General features: G+C 65.3%; 18 protein-coding genes and 1 tRNA gene. 8 read left to right on the forward strand and 11 right to left on the reverse strand.

Annotated features, from left to right (window positions below):
• Positions 1 to 99 precede the first annotated feature (99 nt).
• Together ACSHSS_RS25290 and ACSHSS_RS25295 are read left to right on the forward strand one after the other, a co-directional pair.
• On the forward strand, positions 100 to 255 hold the full coding sequence (locus ACSHSS_RS25290) for a hypothetical protein (protein WP_181145692.1): 156 nt from the start codon (positions 100 to 102) through the stop codon (positions 253 to 255).
• Between the two features lie 79 nt (positions 256 to 334).
• Positions 335 to 886, forward strand: a complete 552-nt coding sequence (locus ACSHSS_RS25295) for a hypothetical protein (RefSeq protein ID WP_105783522.1) — start codon at positions 335 to 337, stop codon at positions 884 to 886.
• Positions 887 to 1,341: 455 nt separating this feature from the next.
• Here the strand turns inward: ACSHSS_RS25295 and ACSHSS_RS25300 are convergent, their stop codons facing one another.
• Positions 1,342 to 1,680, reverse strand: coding sequence for a hypothetical protein (locus tag ACSHSS_RS25300; RefSeq protein ID WP_048804772.1), 339 nt, complete (start codon positions 1,678 to 1,680; stop codon positions 1,342 to 1,344).
• 223 nt (positions 1,681 to 1,903) lie between these two features.
• Between ACSHSS_RS25300 and ACSHSS_RS25305 the strand changes: the two genes are divergently transcribed.
• Entirely contained in the window at positions 1,904 to 2,146 is a 243-nt protein-coding gene (locus ACSHSS_RS25305) for a DUF1643 domain-containing protein (protein ID WP_230949165.1), read from the forward strand.
• 305 nt (positions 2,147 to 2,451) lie between these two features.
• On the opposite strand, the gene ACSHSS_RS25310 is transcribed toward ACSHSS_RS25305, so the two are convergent.
• Positions 2,452 to 2,688, reverse strand: coding sequence for a hypothetical protein (locus tag ACSHSS_RS25310; RefSeq protein ID WP_048803841.1), 237 nt, complete (start codon positions 2,686 to 2,688; stop codon positions 2,452 to 2,454).
• A gap of 26 nt (positions 2,689 to 2,714) precedes the next feature.
• Positions 2,715 to 2,951 carry a hypothetical protein gene (locus tag ACSHSS_RS25315; RefSeq protein WP_048803842.1) on the reverse strand — a complete coding sequence of 79 codons (237 nt, stop codon included), beginning with the start codon at positions 2,949 to 2,951 and terminating at the stop codon, positions 2,715 to 2,717.
• A 30-nt stretch (positions 2,952 to 2,981) separates the two neighbouring features.
• On the opposite strand from ACSHSS_RS25315, the gene ACSHSS_RS25320 reads away from it, so the two are divergent.
• The gene (locus ACSHSS_RS25320; protein WP_253635694.1) at positions 2,982 to 3,488 is read left to right on the forward strand and encodes a site-specific integrase; all 507 of its coding nucleotides are present in this window, start codon (positions 2,982 to 2,984) and stop codon (positions 3,486 to 3,488) included.
• Between the two features lie 88 nt (positions 3,489 to 3,576).
• Here ACSHSS_RS25320 and ACSHSS_RS25325 read toward each other — a convergent pair.
• From ACSHSS_RS25325 to fdnG, 7 genes are all read right to left on the reverse strand, one after another.
• Positions 3,577 to 3,672: transfer RNA gene (locus ACSHSS_RS25325), tRNA-Sec, on the reverse strand.
• Positions 3,673 to 3,725: 53 nt separating this feature from the next.
• On the reverse strand, positions 3,726 to 5,651 hold the full coding sequence (gene selB, locus ACSHSS_RS25330; RefSeq protein WP_445545706.1) for a selenocysteine-specific translation elongation factor: 1,926 nt from the start codon (positions 5,649 to 5,651) through the stop codon (positions 3,726 to 3,728).
• Entirely contained in the window at positions 5,648 to 7,087 is a 1,440-nt protein-coding gene (gene selA, locus ACSHSS_RS25335) for an L-seryl-tRNA(Sec) selenium transferase (protein WP_176157336.1), read from the reverse strand. Before selA ends, selB begins: the two co-directional genes overlap by 4 nt.
• 139 nt (positions 7,088 to 7,226) lie before the next feature.
• A complete protein-coding gene (gene fdhE, locus ACSHSS_RS25340; RefSeq protein WP_012467868.1) occupies positions 7,227 to 8,162 on the reverse strand; it encodes a formate dehydrogenase accessory protein FdhE in 936 nt (311 codons plus the stop codon).
• A gap of 112 nt (positions 8,163 to 8,274) precedes the next feature.
• Complete coding sequence (locus ACSHSS_RS25345) at positions 8,275 to 8,901, reverse strand: formate dehydrogenase subunit gamma (RefSeq protein WP_445545707.1); 627 nt, start codon at positions 8,899 to 8,901, stop codon at positions 8,275 to 8,277.
• Positions 8,898 to 9,812, reverse strand: a complete 915-nt coding sequence (gene fdxH, locus ACSHSS_RS25350) for a formate dehydrogenase subunit beta (protein WP_006415373.1) — start codon at positions 9,810 to 9,812, stop codon at positions 8,898 to 8,900. The genes ACSHSS_RS25345 and fdxH overlap by 4 nt, the downstream gene beginning before the upstream one ends.
• A 10-nt stretch (positions 9,813 to 9,822) precedes the next feature.
• On the reverse strand, positions 9,823 to 12,894 hold the full coding sequence (fdnG, locus tag ACSHSS_RS25355) for a formate dehydrogenase-N subunit alpha (protein ID WP_080594148.1): 3,072 nt from the start codon (positions 12,892 to 12,894) through the stop codon (positions 9,823 to 9,825).
• A 155-nt stretch (positions 12,895 to 13,049) separates the two neighbouring features.
• Here fdnG and ACSHSS_RS25360 point away from each other — a divergent pair, with 155 nt between their 5' ends.
• The 3 genes from ACSHSS_RS25360 (at position 13,050) to ACSHSS_RS25370 (ending at position 16,376) form a co-directional block, all read left to right on the forward strand.
• Positions 13,050 to 14,012 (forward strand): YihY/virulence factor BrkB family protein, encoded by a 963-nt coding sequence (locus tag ACSHSS_RS25360; RefSeq protein ID WP_059842852.1) that lies wholly within the window; start codon positions 13,050 to 13,052, stop codon positions 14,010 to 14,012.
• Positions 14,013 to 14,453: 441 nt separating this feature from the next.
• On the forward strand, positions 14,454 to 15,614 hold the full coding sequence (locus ACSHSS_RS25365) for a porin (protein WP_048803848.1): 1,161 nt from the start codon (positions 14,454 to 14,456) through the stop codon (positions 15,612 to 15,614).
• Positions 15,615 to 15,902: 288 nt separating this feature from the next.
• Complete coding sequence (locus ACSHSS_RS25370; RefSeq protein ID WP_006399615.1) at positions 15,903 to 16,376, forward strand: VOC family protein; 474 nt, start codon at positions 15,903 to 15,905, stop codon at positions 16,374 to 16,376.
• Positions 16,377 to 16,547: 171 nt separating this feature from the next.
• On the opposite strand, the gene ACSHSS_RS25375 is transcribed toward ACSHSS_RS25370, so the two are convergent.
• Positions 16,548 to 16,991, reverse strand: coding sequence for an HU family DNA-binding protein (locus ACSHSS_RS25375; protein WP_006399614.1), 444 nt, complete (start codon positions 16,989 to 16,991; stop codon positions 16,548 to 16,550).
• Positions 16,992 to 17,248: 257 nt separating this feature from the next.
• Here ACSHSS_RS25375 and ACSHSS_RS25380 point away from each other — a divergent pair, with 257 nt between their 5' ends.
• Positions 17,249 to 18,367, forward strand: coding sequence for an acyltransferase family protein (locus ACSHSS_RS25380; RefSeq protein WP_059876086.1), 1,119 nt, complete (start codon positions 17,249 to 17,251; stop codon positions 18,365 to 18,367).
• Positions 18,368 to 18,681: the final 314 nt, after the last annotated feature.

The following is an 18,681-nucleotide window of genomic DNA, read 5'->3' on the forward strand; positions in this document are numbered from 1 at the left end:
AGACTATCCCTTATTTTAAGAGAGTCCTCGTGTCCTCAGATACGTGGGGCCGCTCCACTGGGCGCACTCACGCGGTGCGCGGCAAAGAACTACGGCCGCATGGGGAAGCTCACTGACGGCGAGCGGAACGCGATGCCTTGTCGTGAGATCGACTTGGAGGTCGCCGGCATCGACGGCTTTGTGTCGCACGTCGAGAAGGAACGCGAGCTTGTCGAGCAACCCGTCCTGTCCGCCACACTTCAAGCACCCAAGTAGCGAATGGCCCGAGGCGGTTATCAACCATTTGCTACGCAGCTACAGCACGAACAACTCCACGCTACAAAGGAAGACCACGATGGCGACACTCAAGGACCACTCTTCGCTCAAGCCGTTCGACGCGACATCGCTTCAGGCCACTAAGGACGCATGGCGCCGTACCATTCAAAACTTGGGAATACTAAATCTCGACTACGAGCGCCTGCTCGAATCGATCGACGATCATATCGATTACACCGGCGGCGGAAACGGCGACCATCTGGCGTATGGCGTGTTCAAGAAGGGCGAGGACCATGCCTGCGCCATCGTTCACGTCGTGTACACCAAGAAGCCTGCGCCGACACGGGGGTGGCTTAAGATGCTTGAGTTGCGCCTTGCGCCACAGTACGATCAAACACTGATTGTGCGAGACTCAGACACGATGATTGACGTGCTTAAGATCTACGCTGCTGCGATTGGTGGTACGTTCAGGCTCCAAGCAGTCCATGCCTCCAACGTGGTCAAAATTTACGGCCGGAATTCTGATTTGCTACAATTGTTGGTATCGTTGTTGCCTTTCCTTCAGGCGAAAGGGTTCAATGCCAAGATGGAAGGCCGCTGGCTGGTTATTCCCAAGCAAACCAAGAAATAGGGGTCGTTATGATTATCGAACTCACGCATTCGAATCTCGAGCTCGAAGCTAGGGCGGCAGTGTTGGAGCAACTCGTCGTCCAAGCAGGGATGTCGCTGCCGGTCGAGACGGTGTTGAGCGCACTATGCCCGGCTGCTGACTGTGATGCGCAACAGGATCGAATGGCCGCCTAAACTCGGCTCCAGCTTTACACAAAGCCCCGCCGCTGAGCGGGGCTTGTCATTTCTGCCATCGCTCGAATCCACCTCACGGCGTCACACGTGTCCACGTCGCCAGCCTGCTGCCGGCATCGTCGCATGACCCCGCGTTAGCACAACGAGCCGGCGAATTTCGCGGCCGCGGGGGCGAGGTAGACTCATGGCACTCGCTCTACGTTCACTCGTCCGCAGGCCGCGTGCTGAAGCGCGCGCCGCGGCTCTACCCCGGCGCGGTCAATAATGTGCTCTGGGAGCAACTTAGTGGATCGCCTCTCGAACAGCCGCATCGACGATTCCCTGACCGTTGACCTGGCATGCGACCTCAAACTTCAATTCGGTGCCGAAGCCGTTTTTGGCAGTAAAAGTTGAGCCTACGATCACGCTACCGTCTGGTTGCTCGGCAACCCGCGTAACCCGAATTGAAAAATCCACCGTACTCGGGTGGGTAGCCTGTGAACGAGCATAGTCCTGGCATCGTGCGATGGCCTGACTGTCCCTGTCACGCTTTGCGCGACTCATCAAGTCGTCTGAGTTGCCGCCGCACGCCGCCAGCACGCCCCCGCCGATGATCGCGGCTGCGATCGCATACCTATTCATCTGCTGGTCTCGTTGACACATTCCGGCTTTCTTCGGCCCGCGATTCCCCGTCGCCACACAGTTTGATGCCATGTAGGCGTACCGTAAGAATGCTAACGTCACGCAGCTTCTCCAACAGACAATTCATTCGCGAGTAGATCCTTCTTGTTTTTTGCATTCATTCACGCATAGTTGGGTTCAACGCAGCACCGAACGCTGCGTCACCCGGCCGCGCTGTGGTCGCATGCCGACCCGGTGGGGCCGGACAACGACGCCCGCCTATCTCCGGAAGTTCGCCCGCGAGTACGGCGACGTCGTATGCGCATGGGGAGCCAACGCACGGCCCGATCGCGTAACGGCCGTCGTCGAGATCGTCCGTGACGCTGGTGCGCGCCTCTGGTGCCTCGGCACCACAAAAGACGGATCGCCGCGACATCCGCTGTACGTTCGCTCCGACCAACCGCTCATCGAATGGAGCCGACCATGACCAGTAAGCTGACGGCCGAAGAACGCGATCTCATCAAGCGCGCGGCGAATATCTGCCGCGATGTGAACTATCTCGGCACGGCGAACGAGTTGAGAAAGCTTCTCGCCCCACGCAGCAGCCGAGCGGCGTCGTGGTGGACGATAAGTGCGTCTACGTCTCCGTGCGATTCAAGGATGCAGTCGTGCAGCGCTCTATCACCACGGCTGAACTCGACTCGTTCGCCTCATAGGAGGTGGCCGCTCGCCTCTTCGGTTCTGTCGTGCTGGACGCCATCGACGCTGCGCGCTCCAATGGGTCTCGCTACCCTAGCTGACGAACAGCGCGATGAGCTGGAAGAGAGCTCCCACGCCGACGAGCGAGAGCAGCAGCTTGATCAAGCGCTGCCGACGGTACATCGCTATGCGCGTCTCTTTGTCGACGTTGGGCCCCATCGCGATGGACCCGTCCGGATTGTATTGTGGCGCCGGAGCGCACAACGCCGCGCCGATACCACCGACCGTGATGAGGATCAGTCCTACCGCATTCAGGATAGTGGCAACCATGTCGAACCCCGTTAGAAGTCGTCGTTTCAGATTTGAATTGGAGGATGCGCCCAGCCTTCAATTTTATTCCTCGCGATCGCTTGAATGCGGTCCATGTTGCTGACGATCGCTTTTTCATCCCCCTCGCGTGATCTATCGGATCCGGGAGAGTCAGTAAGGCACTCATGGGCCACCTGGACCCGATACTTTGAGTCGCCGAAAACACAATCGAAGAACATATCGCCGTGCTGGCGCAAGAACGACCAGCGGTAAGGATTCGCCATGATCGAACGCCCCATCCCGTTTTTTGACCGATGGTACGGGCCATCCTCGCGAAGCAGAGCGACGAACGCCACGTGTACAACGGGCGTCGCGAAATGCTGGAAATCGCAAAAGTTTGTTCGCATCGGCAAACCCGAGCAGCCATCCGAACGGCGTTCTACTCCGGGATGCGACTGAGCGAAATCCTGCGCGCAATCCCTACCAAGGACGGGTTCTCTCTCGGCACGACGAAGAATGGTCGACCGCGGCTAATTCCGATTCACCCGCGGATCGCTGTGATTGCCCGGAGCGTGAAATTTACCGCGCCGGCGTGGAAGATCAAAGACGAGTGGATCAAGGCTCGCCGGAAGTCCGGCCACCTGGGGGTGCGGTTCCACGACCTCCGCCATAGCGCCGCATCGGAAATGATCAACGCCGGGATCGACCTCTACACGGTCGCCGGGGTGCTGGGCCACAAGACGACCACGTCGACCAAGCGGTACGCTCACCTGGTGACCGATCGGCTCGCGGAAGCCGTCAAGAAGATCGGGCGATCCTGACTCGGTTGCACGAATCAGGCAGAAAAACCCACACCGTCGGGCGTTTCAAGCCTCCAATTGGAGTGCATCGAAACGCCTGAAACCCTTGTGGCGGAAGGCAGCAGGAGTCGAACCTACCCAGGAGCGTCTGACGCCCCTAACCGGATTTGAAGTCCAGCCGTACCACCGGATACGAATGCCTTCCGCGGAGAAAAAGAAACGACGCGACGCGCCGACCGACAACCGGCCGACCGTCACCTATGCGTGACTACCGGCCCACCCGCTGTCCGTACGCAGGAAGTGAAGATCGCGGTGGAAGCGAGTATACCCAACGCGATCGAAGAACTCGAGAATCTGGATCGCACGCTTGCGGCCGAGCCCCGTCGCGTCGCGAAACGTCGCCGCATCGACGGCCCCGCCGCACGAATCCACGAGATGCGCGACGAGCCGCGCAAGTTCGCGCAATACGTCCGCGTGATAGAACAGATCGCGCACGACCTGATGCACGTCGCCGCGCCGCGCGAGCTTGCGCAACAGCGTGCGCACGTTGTCCTCCGCCACACCGGTATCGCGCGCCATGTCGCGCACCCACGGCGGATCGAAACGGCCCGCATGCAGCAGCGGCAACAGCTGCTGCGCCAGCACTTCGTCGCGCGCGTCGAGATTGACCGTATGCGACGGCAGATGCAGCCACGGCCCGCTACGCGCGAGCTCGCCGCCGTCGACGAGCGCATCGACGAGCGCGCGCCACAGCGTATCGCCGGCAAGCGGCACGGCCATCCGTCGCAGCCGCCCCGCATCGAGGCCCTGCTCGTCCGGCATGCGTTCGTGATACGCGCGCAGCGTGTCGATCGCACGCGACTGCAGCGCACGCCAGTGCGCGCGCGAAATCACCGTGCCGTCGTTCGACGCGCGGTCGCGCTGGCCGACCGACAACGCGTCGTCGGGCAGCGGCAGCACCTCCGGTGCGAACCCGGTCAGATGCGTGAGCGTCGCGCGTGCGATGCCGAGCGGGGCCTGCGCGAGCAGCGGCTCGAGCCGCCGCGCGTCGAGCCACACGGCAAGCGCATCGAGCCACGCAAGGCGCGCCGGCGTGCGACGCTTGCGCGCGGGCCCGAACGGATCGAGCACGCGGCCGCCGCCGACGGTGCGCGTCGCCTGCGCATTGCGCACGATGAAGCGGTCGCCCGGCAGCGCGAACACCGGCTCGTCGAACACGAGCTGCACGCGCATGCGCTGGCCGGCGGCCAGCGTGTCGCCGTCGAGCAGCGCGACGTGCGCCACACGATGCAGCGTGCCGAGATGCACGTGCAGCGGCGACCAGTGCGTGAGCGTCAGGCCGGCATCGTCGACGAGCGTCAGTTCGACGTCGACGCGCGGCGACGTCGCCGCCAGCCGCGCGTCCGCGACGGTATCGCCGCGTTCGATGTCGGCCTTGTCGATGCCGGCGAGATTCAGCGCGCAACGCTCGCCCGCGCAACCGGCGTCGACCGGCCGGTTCTGCGCATGGATGCTGCGCACGCGCACCTCGCGCGCAGTGCGCGCGATCGCGAGCGTGTCGCCGGTCCTCACGCGGCCCGCGAAGGCCGTGCCCGTCACGACGGTGCCCTGCCCGGCCAGCGTAAACACGCGGTCGACGGCAAGCCGGAACAGCCCGTCGTCGCGGCGCGCGCGCCAGGCAAGCGCGGCGTCCGCGAGGTGCCGCTTCAGCGCGGCGACGCCCGGATCGTCGGTGACGGTCGCACGCGTCTCGAAGATCGGCGCACCGGCCAGCGTCGAATCGCGCAGCCAGCCGTCGATCTCGTCGCGCACCTGCGCGATGCGTGCGGCGTCGACGCGATCGCACTTCGTCAGCGCGACCGCGCCATGCGCGACGCCGAGCAACTGCAGAATGGCGACGTGTTCGCGCGTCTGCGGCATCACGCCGTCGTCGGCGGCAATCACGAGCAGCGCGAAATCGATGCCGCACGCGCCGGCGGCCATCGTATGAATCAGCTTCTCGTGGCCCGGCACGTCGATCAGGCCGAGCACGTCGCCGTTCTCGAGCGGCGTATACGCATAGCCGAGCTCGATCGAAATGCCGCGCGCCTTCTCCTCCTTCAGGCGATCGGTGTCGACGCCGGTCAGCGCGCGCACGAGCGTCGTCTTGCCGTGGTCGATGTGTCCTGCGGTGCCGACGATCATGCAGCGGGCTCCGCAATCCGCGCGCATTGCGCGACGAATGCCGCTTCGTCCGCGGCTTCGAGACAGCGCAGATCGAGCCGCAGCGCGTTGTCGGCGACGCGGCCGATCACCGGGCGCGGCCATTCGCGCAACCGCTTCTCGAGCTGCGCGAGCGCGCGGCCGCTGCGCTTGCCGTCCGCCGTGCGCACGACGAGCCCGGCGCTCGGCAACTGATCGACGGGCAGCGCGCCGCTGCCGATCTGGCTGAACATCGGCTCCACGTCCACCGCGTAGCTGGCGCCGAGCGCGGCCTGCAAGGCCGGACGCACGCGCTCGGCCGTATCGGCGATGTCGCGCTGCGCGCGCGTGAGCAGCCGCAGCGTCGTCAGCCGTTCCTGCAGAAACTCGGGGGCCTGATAGAGACGCAGCACGGGCTCGAGCGCGGCCAAGGTCAGCTTGCCGACGCGCAGCGCGCGCTTGAGCGGGTGCTTGCGGATCTTCGCGATCAGCGCCCGGTCGCCGACGATCAGGCCGGCCTGCGGGCCGCCGAGCAGCTTGTCGCCGCTGAACGTGACGAGATTCGCGCCGGCCGCGACGGTTTCCTGCACGGTCGTCTCGTGCGGCAGCCCCCACTGCGCGAGATCGGCGAGCATGCCGCTGCCGAGATCGACCGCGACGGGGAGCCCGTGCGCGCGCGCGAGCGGCGCCAGTTCGGCGAGCGTGGTTTCCTTCGTGAAGCCGGTGACCGCGTAGTTGCTGCAATGCACCTTCATCAGCAGCGCGGTGCGCGGCCCGATCGCGTCCGCATAGTCGTGCAGATGCGTGCGGTTCGTCGTGCCGACTTCGCGCAGCTTCGCGCCGGCGCGGCTCATGATGTCCGGAATGCGGAACGCGCCGCCGATCTCGACGAGCTCACCGCGCGACACGACGACTTCGCGCTTCGGCGCCAGCGCCGCGAGCGCCAGCAGCACGGCCGCCGCATTGTTGTTGACGACGGTGGCCGCCTCTGCGCCGGTCAGCTCGCGCAGCAGCGCGTCGACGATGTCGTCGCGATCGCCGCGGCGCCCGCTCGCGAGATCGAACTCGAGCGTCACGGGCTTCGTGAGCGCCTCGACGACCGCGCGCACCGCGTCGTCGGGCAGCAGCGCGCGCCCGAGGTTCGTGTGCAGCACGGTGCCGGTCAGATTGAACACGGTGCGCATCGCGTGCGTGCTCTGCGCGGCGAGCGTCTGCGCGACGGCGGCCGCAATGCGCGACTCGTCGAGCGGTTCGGCGGCGGCCGGATCGCGCTGGGCGGCGCTGCGCCAGCGTTCGAGCTCGGCACGTACCGCGTTCAGCACGCGCGTGCGGCCGTAGTCGGCCAGCAGCGGTTGCAGCGGCGCAGACGACAGCACGCGCTCGACCGACGGCACGCGCGCGAGCACCGCATTCAATTCGTTCAGACCGGAATCGGACACGTGACGGAGCTTCCTTGTCGACAAAGAGACGGGCATCGGCCCACGCGCGAATCGGCCGCGCATGCGCGAACGCGCGCCGGGGCCCGGCGCTTCGCGACGGACGACCGCAGCGCAGACACCGCGCCGTGCTGCCGGCCGATCAATCGGCCTCCCGGGACAGATCGGGCCACAGCAGCGGATTGGGCGAACTGCGGCGATAGCCGGCTTCGCTCATCAGCAGGTCGAGCGTGAGGCTCGCCAGATCGTCGGCCAGCGGTTCGAACTCGTAGTCCTTTTCCTGATAGCCGATTTTCCGATAGGTCTTGCATTCGTCGCACGACTCGGCCTTCAGCGCGTCGCTGCCGCCTTCGACGCCGTGATACGCGATGCCCTTCGTCGAATCGCAGTTCGAGCATTTGGTGCGCACCATGTGCCACTCGGTCGCGCACAGTCCGCACTGCAGGAAACGGTAGCCCTGGACCTGTCCGCCGACGCGGATCACGCTCGCGACGGGGTGCGTGCCGCACACGGGGCACAGCCCCGGCTGGTCGAGATACGGCACGTCGGCGGCCGCGATGCGGCTCGCGACGTCGGTCCATACGACCTGCAGCGCCGCCATCAGGAACGGTGCGGTGGCCGGATCGACTTCCGCGAAGCGCAGCGCGAGTACCGCGTCGGCTTGCGCATCGAGTTCCGCCGGCGACATCAGCCGCAGGCGGTCGAGCAGCTTCGCGAGCGACGGGTTCACGAGCCCCGCGCCCTCGACGCGGTCGAGCAGCTCGTACAGCACCGCGCGCCATCGCGGATCGCGCTCGACGCCGAGCGCCGGCACGATCGGCATCGAATGCTGCTGCGCGCGCGCGATCGCGTCGGGCGTCGGCAGCGGCGCATGCTGCGCTTGCAGCATCGCGTGCTGCGCGTCGGCGACGGTCGCCATCAGCCGCAGATAACCGGCGATCGGGTTCAGATCGGCGAGCTTGCGCAGCCGCGTCGCGCGCGCGGAAAACACGGCGTTGCGCTCCGGCAGCCGGAAACGCGGGATCGCGGAATGATCGAGGGCCGAGATCTCGGTCGGTTCGAGAATACGTTGTGTCACGAAAGTGTCTTCCAAAAAAACAAGCGCCGACGCATCGGCGCTTTCGGGCGATTCCGGCCGCTGACGGAGCGGCGCTGCCGAAACGACCGGCGCACCACCCCGTTCCCCAGCGCTACTTCACGCTTTCACGGAACCATTTCGGGTGGTGCTTGCGCGCCCAGCCCAGCGTGACGGTGCCGCGCACCATCGCGCCGATCGAGCCCTTCACCCACAGTGCCGCATAAATGTGCACGATGATGCTCGCGATCAGCACGAACGCCGCCACCGCATGCACGACGGCCGCCGCGCGGATCACCCCGATCGGAAAGTAGAACGAGAAGTAGCGCCGCCAGATCACGATCCCGGACAGCAGGAGCAGCAGCAGGCACGCCACCAGCGTGAAGAATAGCAGCTTCTGGCCGGCGTTATAGCGGCCGACGGGCGGTAGCCGGTCCTCGCGGTTCGCGACGACGTCGTCGATCTGCCTGATCCATTGCCGGTCGTCCGCATCGAGCAGATTGTGGTGCCAGAACCGCACGACGAGCAGCGCGAACGACACGAACATCACGAGGCCGACGAACGGATGCAGGATCCGCGTCCACTGGCCGCCGCCGAACAGCGCGGTGAGCCAGAACATCGACGGATGAAACAGCGCGAGCCCGGACAGCGCGAGCAGCACGAACGTGATCGCGGTGATCCAGTGATTCGTGCGCTCGTTCGCCGTGTAGCGGACGATCAGGTTCGGGTTGTCGTGCTTCATTTCGCGTCCTCCTTGATGCGTCGCGCCTCGTCGCGGGCGGCGGCTTCCTCTTCGTCGGTCACCTCGTTCGGGCCGACGCGCACGTAGTGGAAGAACCCGGCCAGCGCGGTCAGCGCGAGGCCCGCGACCGCGAGCGGCTTCGCGATGCCCTTCCACAGCCGCACCATCGGGCTGATCGACGGATTGTCGGGCAGCCCGTGATACAGCGACGGTTTGTCCGCATGGTGCAGCACGTACATCACGTGCGTGCCGCCGACGCCCTGCGGGTCGTACAGCCCCGCATGCTCGAAGCCGCGCTCCTTCAGGTCCTCGATCCGCTCGGCCGCGTGCTGCTTCATGTCCTCCTTCGTGCCGAACACGATCGCGCCGGTCGGGCACGTCTTCACGCAGGCCGGCTCCTGGCCGACCGCGACGCGGTCCGAACAGAGCGTGCACTTGTAGGCGCGATGATCCTTCTTCGAGATCCGCGGCACGTTGAACGGGCAGCCCGTCACGCAGTAGCCGCAGCCGATGCAGTTCTCCTCGTGGAAATCGACGATCCCGTTGTTGTACTGCACGATCGCGCCCGGCGACGGGCACGCCTTCAGACAGCCCGGATCCTCGCAGTGCATGCAGCCGTCCTTGCGGATCAGCCATTCGAGGTCGCCTTGCGGGTTCTCGTATTCGGAGAACCGCATGACCGTCCACGAATGCTCGGTGAGGTCGGCCGGATTGTCGTACACGCCGACGTTGGTGCCGATTTCGTCGCGCAGGTCGTTCCACTCCATACATGCCGTCTGGCATGCCTTGCAGCCGATGCACTTCGATACGTCGATCAGTTTCGCGACGCTTCCGGTCACCGGTTCGCGCGCCGTGGGCGGCGGCGTCGTGGTGGCCGATACGCGCTTGATGTCCAGCGATTGCAATGCCATCTCGTCCCCCTTACGCCTTTTCGACCTTCACCAGAAACGACTTGAATTCCGGTGTGTACGAGTTGCCGTCACCCACGGACGGAGTCAGCGTATTGGCGAGATAGCCGGGCTTCGCCAGCCCCTTGAAGCCCCAGTGCAGCGGCACGCCGACCGTCTGGACCTTCTTGCCGTCGACGGTCAGCGGCTTGATCCGCTTCGTGACGAGCGCCACCGCGACGATGTAGCCGCGCTTGGACGACACCTTCACGCGATCGCCGTGCGCGACGCCGACTTCCTTCGCGAGGTCTTCGCCGATCTCGACGAATTGCTCGGGCTGGATGATCGAATTCAGCCGCGCGTGCTTGGTCCAGTAGTGGAAATGCTCGGTCAGCCGGTACGTCGTCGCGACGTGCGGGAAATCCGCCACCTTGCCGAACGACGCGCGATCGTCCGCGAACACGCGGGCGGCCGGGTTGTTCAGCGCCTGCGGATTGTCCGGATGCAGCGGGTTCGCGGAAAGCGGCGTCTCGAACGGCTCGTAGTGCTCGGGGAACGGGCCTTCGTTCATCTGCGCGCGCGCGAAGAAGCGCGCCACGCCTTCCGGATTCATGATGAACGGCCCCATCCCGTTTTCGGGCGGCTCGTCGGCCTTGAAATCGGGCACGTCGGCGCCCGTCCACGCCGCGCCGTTCCACGCGACGAGCTTGCGCGTCGGATCGAACGGCTTGCCGGCCAGGTCGGCCGACGCGCGGTTGTACAGGATCCGCCGGTTCGCGGGCCATGCCCACGCCCAGTTCAGCGTCTGGCCGATGCCGGTCGGATCCGAGTTGTCGCGCCGCGCCATCTGGTTGCCGGCCTGCGTCCACGCGCCGCAGAAAATCCAGCAGCCGCTCGCGGTCGTGCCGTCGTCCTTCAGCTGCGCGAACGCGGCAAGCTGCTCGCCCTTCTTCACGAGCACCTTCGACGGATCCTTCGGATCGGGCAGATCGGCGAGCGCGCGGCCGTTGAACTCCTTCGCGAGCTCTTCGGGCGTCGGGCTTTCCGGATCCGCGTACGGCCACGAGAGGTTCACGATCGGATCCGGATACTTGCCGCCGTCGGTGCGGTACATCTGGCGCAGCCGCACGAACAGCCCGGCCATGATCTCGAGATCGCTGCGCGCCTCGCCCGGCGGCTCGGCGCCCTTCCAGTGCCACTGCAACACACGGCTCGAACTGACGAGCGAGCCGTTTTCCTCCGCGAAGCAGGTGGTCGGCAGCCGGAACACCTCGGTCTGGATCTTCGACGGATCGACGTCGTTGTAGTCGCCGTGCGGCTTCCAGAACTCCGACGTCTCGGTCGCGAGCGGATCCATGATCACGAGCCACTTCAGCTTCGCGAGCGCCTGCGCGGTCTTCACCTTCGCGGGCGCCGCCGCGAGCGGATTGAAGCCCTGGCAGATGTAGCCGTTCATCTTGCCGGCGTGCATCAGCTCGATCGTCTGCAGCAGGTCGTACTGCTTGTCGAGCTTCGGCAGGTAGTCGTACGCCCAGTTGTTCTCGGCGGTCGCCGCGTCGCCCCACCACGCCTTCATGAAGCTGACATGGAACGCCTTGTAGTTCTTCCAGTAGCTGAGCTGGTTCGGGCGCAGCGGCTTTTGCGCGCGCTTGTCGATATACGCGTTGAAGTCCTGCTCGCCCTGCATCGGCAGCGTCATGTAGCCGGGCAGCAGGTTCGACATCAGGCCGAGGTCGGTCAGGCCCTGGATGTTCGAGTGCCCGCGCAGCGCGTTCATCCCGCCGCCGGCGATGCCGATGTTACCGAGCAGCAGCTGCACCATCGCGCCGGTGCGGATGATCTGCGCGCCGATCGAGTGATGGGTCCAGCCGAGCGCATACAGCACGGTCGCCGCGCGGCCGGGCACGGCCGTCGTCGCCAGCATCTCGCACACCTTCAGGAACTTCTCCTTCGGCGTGCCGCAGACCTGTTCGACCACTTCCGGCGTATAGCGCGCGTAGTGCTGCTTCAGCAGGTTGTAGACGCAGCGCGGATGCTGCAGCGTCGGGTCGACCTTCACGAACCCGTCGTCGCCGCGCTCGTAATCCCAGCTCGACTTGTCCGGATACGCGTGCTTGTCCGCGTCGTAACCGGAATAGAGACCGTCGTTGAACGCGAAATCCTCGCGCACGATGAACGTGAAGTCCGTGTAGTGCTTCACGTACTCATGCTGGATCTTGTCGTTCGTCAGCAAATAGTTGATCACGCCGCCCAGGAACGCGATGTCGGTCCCGGTACGGATCGGCGCGTAGTAGTCGGCCACCGAGGCCGTACGCGTAAAGCGCGGGTCGACGACGATCAGCCGCGCCTTGCGGTGCGCCTTCGCTTCCGTCACCCATTTGAAACCGCACGGATGGGCCTCGGCTGCATTGCCGCCCATCACGAGAATCAGATCCGCGTTCTTGATGTCGACCCAATGGTTCGTCATCGCTCCACGGCCAAACGTCGGGGCAAGACCTGCCACCGTCGGGCCATGTCAGACACGCGCCTGATTGTCGAATGCGAGCATCCCGAGGCTGCGGACAGCCTTGTGCGTCAGATAGCCGACTTCGTTGCTGCCCGCCGACGCGGCCAGCATGCCGGTCGTGAGCCAGCGGTTGACCTTGGCGCCGTCTTCGGTCGTCTCGACGAAGTTCGCGTCGCGGTCGGCCTTCATCAGCTTCGCGATCCGGTCGAGCGCGTCGCTCCACGAGATGCGCTCCCACTTGTCCGAGCCGGGCGCGCGGTATTCCGGGTGCGTCAGGCGGTTCGGGCTGTGGATGAAGTCGATCAGGCTCGCGCCCTTCGGGCACAGCGTGCCGCGATTGACCGGATGATCGGGGTCGCCCTCGATGTGGATGATGCTCGACTGCGCGTTCTTCGCGCCGTCGCCCAGGCCGTACATCAGGATGCCGCAACCGACTGAACAGTAAGGACAGGTGTTGCGCGTTTCGACTGTGCGCGCCAGCTTGTACTGTCGGACTTCGGCAAGCGCTTCGGACGGAGAAAAGCCCATCAGGGCCAGGCTCGATCCGGCAAGCGACGTTGCCGTCACCTTCAGGAACTGGCGCCGGGACATGTGTAGCATGGTGGTCTCGGCGTTATTGTGGGGTAGGAAGCTGAAAGCAATTATAGACACTTCGCAAACTTCGCAACTATGTACGGCTCTTCGGATCAATACTTGAATCCCGATCAATGCGATTCCGACGCACCGGCGCGCCGCCGGACGTCGCCACGACCATCATGAAACGACCGATCACTTCCGAGGCCACGCGGCTCGCGCAGCGGCAGGCGAACTGGGCACTGACCGCGTTCAAGCGTTTTTCGTCCGACCGCTGCTCGTCGATGGCAGCCGGCATCGCGTTCTTCTCCGCGTTCTCGCTCGCGCCGACGCTCGTGATGGTGATCGCGGTGGCCGGCTGGTTCTACGGCGACGAGGCCGCGCGCGGCCAGGTGTTCGAGCAGGCGCATCAGCTGATCGGCGACGACGCGGCGGCCAGCATCCAGACCATCGTGCAGAACGCGCATCGCGCAGGCGAGCGCGGCGGCATCGCGACGCTGATCTCGTTCGCGGCGCTCGCGATCGGTGCGTCGGCGACGTTCGCGTCGCTGAACACGGCGCTGAACGTGATCTGGCCGGCGACCGAAAGCCGCTGGTCGAGCGTGCTCGGGCTCGTACGCGTGCGGCTCGTGTCGTTCGGGCTCGTGCTCGGCGTCGCGTTCCTGCTGATCGTGTCGCTCGTGCTCGACACGGCGATCACGTTCATCGGCACCTGGCTGCTCGGCGATTCGCCTTACGTCGTGGTCACGAACGTGCTGCAGCTCGTCGTCGGCGTCGCGGTGCTCGCGGGCGCGTTCTCGGCGCTGCTGAAATTCCTGCCCGACGCGCGCGTCGCATGGCGTGACGCCGCGGTCGGCGGAATCGTGTCGGCGATCCTGTTCTCCGGCGGCAAGAAGCTGTTCGCGCTCTACCTCGCGCGTGCGGGCACCGCGAGTGCGTTCGGTGCGGCGGGCTCGTTCGCGGTGCTGCTGATGTGGCTGTACTTCTCGGCGCTCGTGCTGCTGCTCGGCGCGGAATTCTCGGCCGCGCGCGGCGAGGCATATCGGCGCACGGATGCGGCGGCGCGCGATGCGGCGGCGCCCGATGCAACGGCGCACGATACGCGAGCCACCCGCCCGCCGGGCGAGCGCACGCGCGACGGTTGACCGACGCTCCGGCGTAGCCGCCGGCATGCGATTACGCCGCCGACGCGCGGTCGTGCAAGCGGTCGCGCTCCTCACGCCGAACTTCCCTTTTCTGCGATGCCTTTTGTTCAGCGGATAGGCACGTCGCGCTGGCGCGGCACTTGCATGCGCAACGCTGCAATCGCAAACGTTTGCACACCGCGATTTCAGTGCGCGGTCCGGCCAAAACACGCGTCATGTTGTGGTGGGCGCCACCCTCCGCAACAATCGCAGCGCAGCAAATGTCAACTATTTCAAAAACAGGAACAGTTCGCGATGTGCTTGAAATATATGGACTTTTCGTTGGTGTGATCTTTTCGAGACACTTTATTTTTTAGTCTTTCTTGCCTGTATGGCACTGAGCTATTCTCCAATCCGCAACAAATAACGAATCACGAATCACTTGCGTGGAGATACTCAACGATGAAGAAACTTGCTCTCTCGGCCCTCTCGCTCGCCCTGCTGGGCGCCGCCGGCGCTGCACAGGCTCAATCCAGCGTGACGCTGTACGGCGTGATCGATACGTCGATTGCCTACGTTCATGGCAATGACGGCCAAGCCAACAACATGTGGCAAATGCTGTCGGGCAACCTGCAAGGCAGCCGCTGGGGCCTGAAGGGTGCTGAAGACCTGGGCGGCGGCCTGAAGGCAATCTTCCAGATCGAAAACGGCTTCAACCCGGGCACGGGCAAGCTGAGCGCAGCGAACACGATCTTCAATCGCCAGGCATTCGTCGGTCTGCAAAGCAACCAGTACGGTACGCTGACGCTCGGCCGCCAGTACGACCCGGTCGTCGACCTTGTCCAGGCAGTCACGGCTGACAACTACTTCGGCAGCTTCTTCGCGACCCCGGGTGACGTCGACAACAACGACAACAGCCTGCGCGTCAGCAACGCAATCAAGTACACGTCGCCCGTCTACGCCGGCTTCCAGTTCGAAGGCATGTACGGCCTGAGCGGCATCGCAGGCAAGCCGGGCCAGGGTCAGACGTGGTCGGCTGCTGCGGCCTACAACAACGGCCCGATCGGCATCGCAGCCGGCTACTTCTACGCGAACAACCCGTCGCCGACGACCACCGCGGTCCGTGGCGGCTGGGGCTCGACGACGTCGGACAACATCGTCGACGGCCCGATCAACGCCGGCTATGTGACGGCGAAGTCGATCGGCATCGCGCAAGTCGCAGCTCAGTACGCGATCGGCCCGGTGACGTTCGGCCTCGGCTACAGCAACGCGCAATACAAGCCGGACGCTTACTCGACGTTCTCGTCGACCGAGAAGTACAACACGGGCCGCGGCTTCGTGACGTACCAGGTCACGGCGCCGCTGCTGCTGGGCCTCGGCTACTCGTACACGAAGGCAAGCGGCAACACGGACGCGAAGTACCACCAGGTTTCGCTGGGCGCAGACTACTCGCTGTCGAAGCGCACGGACGTCTACCTGGTCGGCGCGTACCAGCACGCCAGCGGCACGCAGCTCAACGCGGACGGCACGACGTCGGCAGCGCAAGCATCGATCGGCTCGTACGGCTATGCCGGCACGAAGTCGCAGGAAATGGTTGCCCTCGGCCTGCGCCACAAGTTCTAAAAACGACGTATCCGGCGTACAGCGCGTTTCGACGCGCTGCCGCCGAACTGAAAAGCCAGTCATCGGTTTCGGCCGCGACTGGCTTTTTTTCGTCCGTCGGGCGGCTCGCGCGCCGCTTCCGCTGCCTGCGTGTGCCGGCATGACGCTCGGGCGTGGATCGCACTGTCGCGCCGGCCGATACAGTGCGAAGATGGCTCGCTGCGGCATGTCGATTTCGACGGTCGCCGACCGTCGTTCCGATGGAGGCGCGCGGTTTGCGTCGCCCCCAACCTGACAAGGAGATTCGCGATGACGATTCAGAAGATCACGCCGTTCCTCTGGTATTCGACCGAAGCCGAAGAAGCCGCGGCGTTCTACGCATCGATTTTCCCCGACTCGCGCGTCGTGCGCGTCACCGCAGTGCAAGGTACCAGCGGCACGCGGATGGTCGAATTCGAGCTGTTCGGGCAGCCGTTCATCGCGATGAGCCACGAGCGGACCGAGTCGTTCAATCACGCGATTTCGCTGATGGTGAGCTGCGCGGACCAGGCCGAGCTCGACCGCTACTGGCACGCGCTGCTCGACAACGGCGGTGCCGCCGACGCCTGCGGATGGCTGCGCGACCGCTACGGCGTGTCGTGGCAGATCGTGCCGGCCGAACTGATTCCGATGATGGCCGATCGCGATCCCGTGAAGGCCGGGCGCGTCGCGAGCGCGATGATGCAGATGATCAAGTTCGACGTCGCCGCGTTGAAGGCCGCCTACGCCGGCACGCCCGCGTAACGTACGGCACGCGACGGCCGACGCGCGATACGCGGTTGCGACTGCGACTGCGGTCGCGGCTGCGATGACGGCGCCCGCAGCGCAATAAAAATCCCCGCGCGCTTTCGCGGGCGGGGATCTCGTCGGACGGTGCGACGGCGGCCGGCCGCAGCCGGCTGCCGTCGCGCGGCATTACGCCGCTGCGTCCTTCAGCTTCTTCAGCGCACGTGCCTTCACGCGCACCGTAGCCGGCTTGGCCGGGAACCAGCGCTCTTCGCCGGTGAACGGATCCTTGCCGAAGCGCTTCTTCTTCGCCGGCACGGCTTGCGCCGTAATCTTCAGCAGACCCGGCAGCGTGAACTCGCCCGCGCCCTTCTTGTGGATCGAGCCCAGCACGACGTTCTCGAGTGCGGCGAGCACTGCCTTCACTGCCTTCACTTCCACGGCCGCGCGCTCAGCGATGTGCGCTGCGAGCGACGCCTTCGTGAACTTGTCCTTCAGCGGCGTCGGAGCGGCGGGCGCCTTCGCGACGGCCTTCTTGGCCACTACTTTCTTCGCGGGCGCTGCTTTTTTGGCAGCCACTTTCTTGGCCGGTGCGGCAGCCTTCTTGGCCACCTTTTTTGCGGAAGTCGCCATGTTTCTCCTACCAGGTGTGGTCGTTGGATACACGAAGCACGCGACGCGCGCGCTTCAACGCCGGATTCTACAAGCGCCTCGTCGCTTCGTGCAGTACTTTTATGCGTTTTCGCGGGGTTTCCCGCAGGTTTTGTTGCGCGCCGCCGACTCCGACGACGCGCGAACGCAGCAAAACGCCTATACGTATGCGTCCGCTTGCGAATTACGTTCGATATTTGCGCGCCTATACTGACCTCGCTCAACGCCCGGATGTCTTCATGCGCGAAGTCAGATACGTCAAAGGACTCGACGGCCTGCGAGCCATCGCCGTCATCCTCGTTTTCCTGTCCCACAAAGGCCACGTGCTCGCCGTCGACGTCGGCAAGCTCGGCGTGTGGACGTTTTTCCTCATCAGCGGATACCTGATCGTCGGCGAGCTGCATCGCAACCGGCAGGCGGTCGAGCGCGCCGCGATGACGCGCCGGCATGCGCTCGCGCTGTTCCTCGCCAAACGCGCGCTGCGCATCTTTCCCGTCTACTACCTGCTGCTCGCCGCGCTCGCGATCGCGCACGCGCTGTTCTATCAGCGCGACGTGAATCTCGGGCTCGCCTGGCACGCGGCGTTCCTGTCGAATTACTGGATCGGCGTCGTGAAGGATGGCTGGCCCGGCTCGACGTCGCATTTCTGGAGCCTCGCGGTCGAGCAGCAGTTCTATCTGATCGCGCCGCTCGTGCTGCTCGCGGTGCCGGCCGCGCGACACGTCGCGCTCGGCATCGCGGCCATCGTGCTCTGCGCGGCTGCGCATGTCGCGCTGTATCTATGCGACGCGTCGCCGGTGCTGATCTACGCGTTTTCCCCGTGGAATTTCGCGTTGATCGCGCTCGGCGGCGTCGGCGCGATGCTGCTCGCCGACCGCGGCTCACGCGACACGCCGCGCATCGCGCCGGGCTGGCTCGCGGCGGCCGGCGTCGTGTTCTTCATCGCGCTGCCCGCGTGCGCGACGCTGTCCGACGGCGTCGCGGCGCTCGCGGATCTCGGTCTGTCGGCGTCGCTCGGCGCGCTGCTGCTGTGGATCGTCACGCGCCCCGAGCATCCGGTCGTCGCGCTGCTCGACTGCGCGCCGCTCGCATATCTCGGCACGATCAGCTACGGCTTTTATCTCTTCCACAACCTGATTCCGGCGCGCATCGGCGTGATGCCCGCACTCTACGCGCATCTCCACGTGCCGCAAGTCTTGCGGCCGGTGCTGCCCGAAGTGCTGCAGTTCGCGCTCGCGACGCTGCTCGCGCATCTGTCGTGGCGCTACCTCGAGAAACGGCTGCTCGAATTCAAGAAGCCGATCGCGGCGCACCTCGCGCGCCGCTTCGTCGTGCCGGCCGGGACGTCCGCGCGCTGAGGGCGTCGGCGCGTACTCGGCGACGTGCCGCGACGGCGTTCGCTGCGCGCCGTTCGGCGTTCGGCGTTCGGCGTTCGGCGTTCGATCGTGAGCCGTGGGCCGTGGGCCGTGAGTCGTTGCACCGCTGCTCTGCTATTCGGCCATTCCGCTACTCCGCTGCGCCCGTACACCAACGCATCATTCCAACCCGACCGCTGCACCTACCTGCAACCGCACACGCCGCACACCGTGCACACGCAAAAAAGCCCCGGACGCCGAAGCGGCCGGGGCCAACGGAACAACCACCACCTGAAACGGCAGCGCTGCGCGGAGAC

The sequence above is a fragment of the Burkholderia sp. BC1 genome (genome assembly GCF_052683555.1).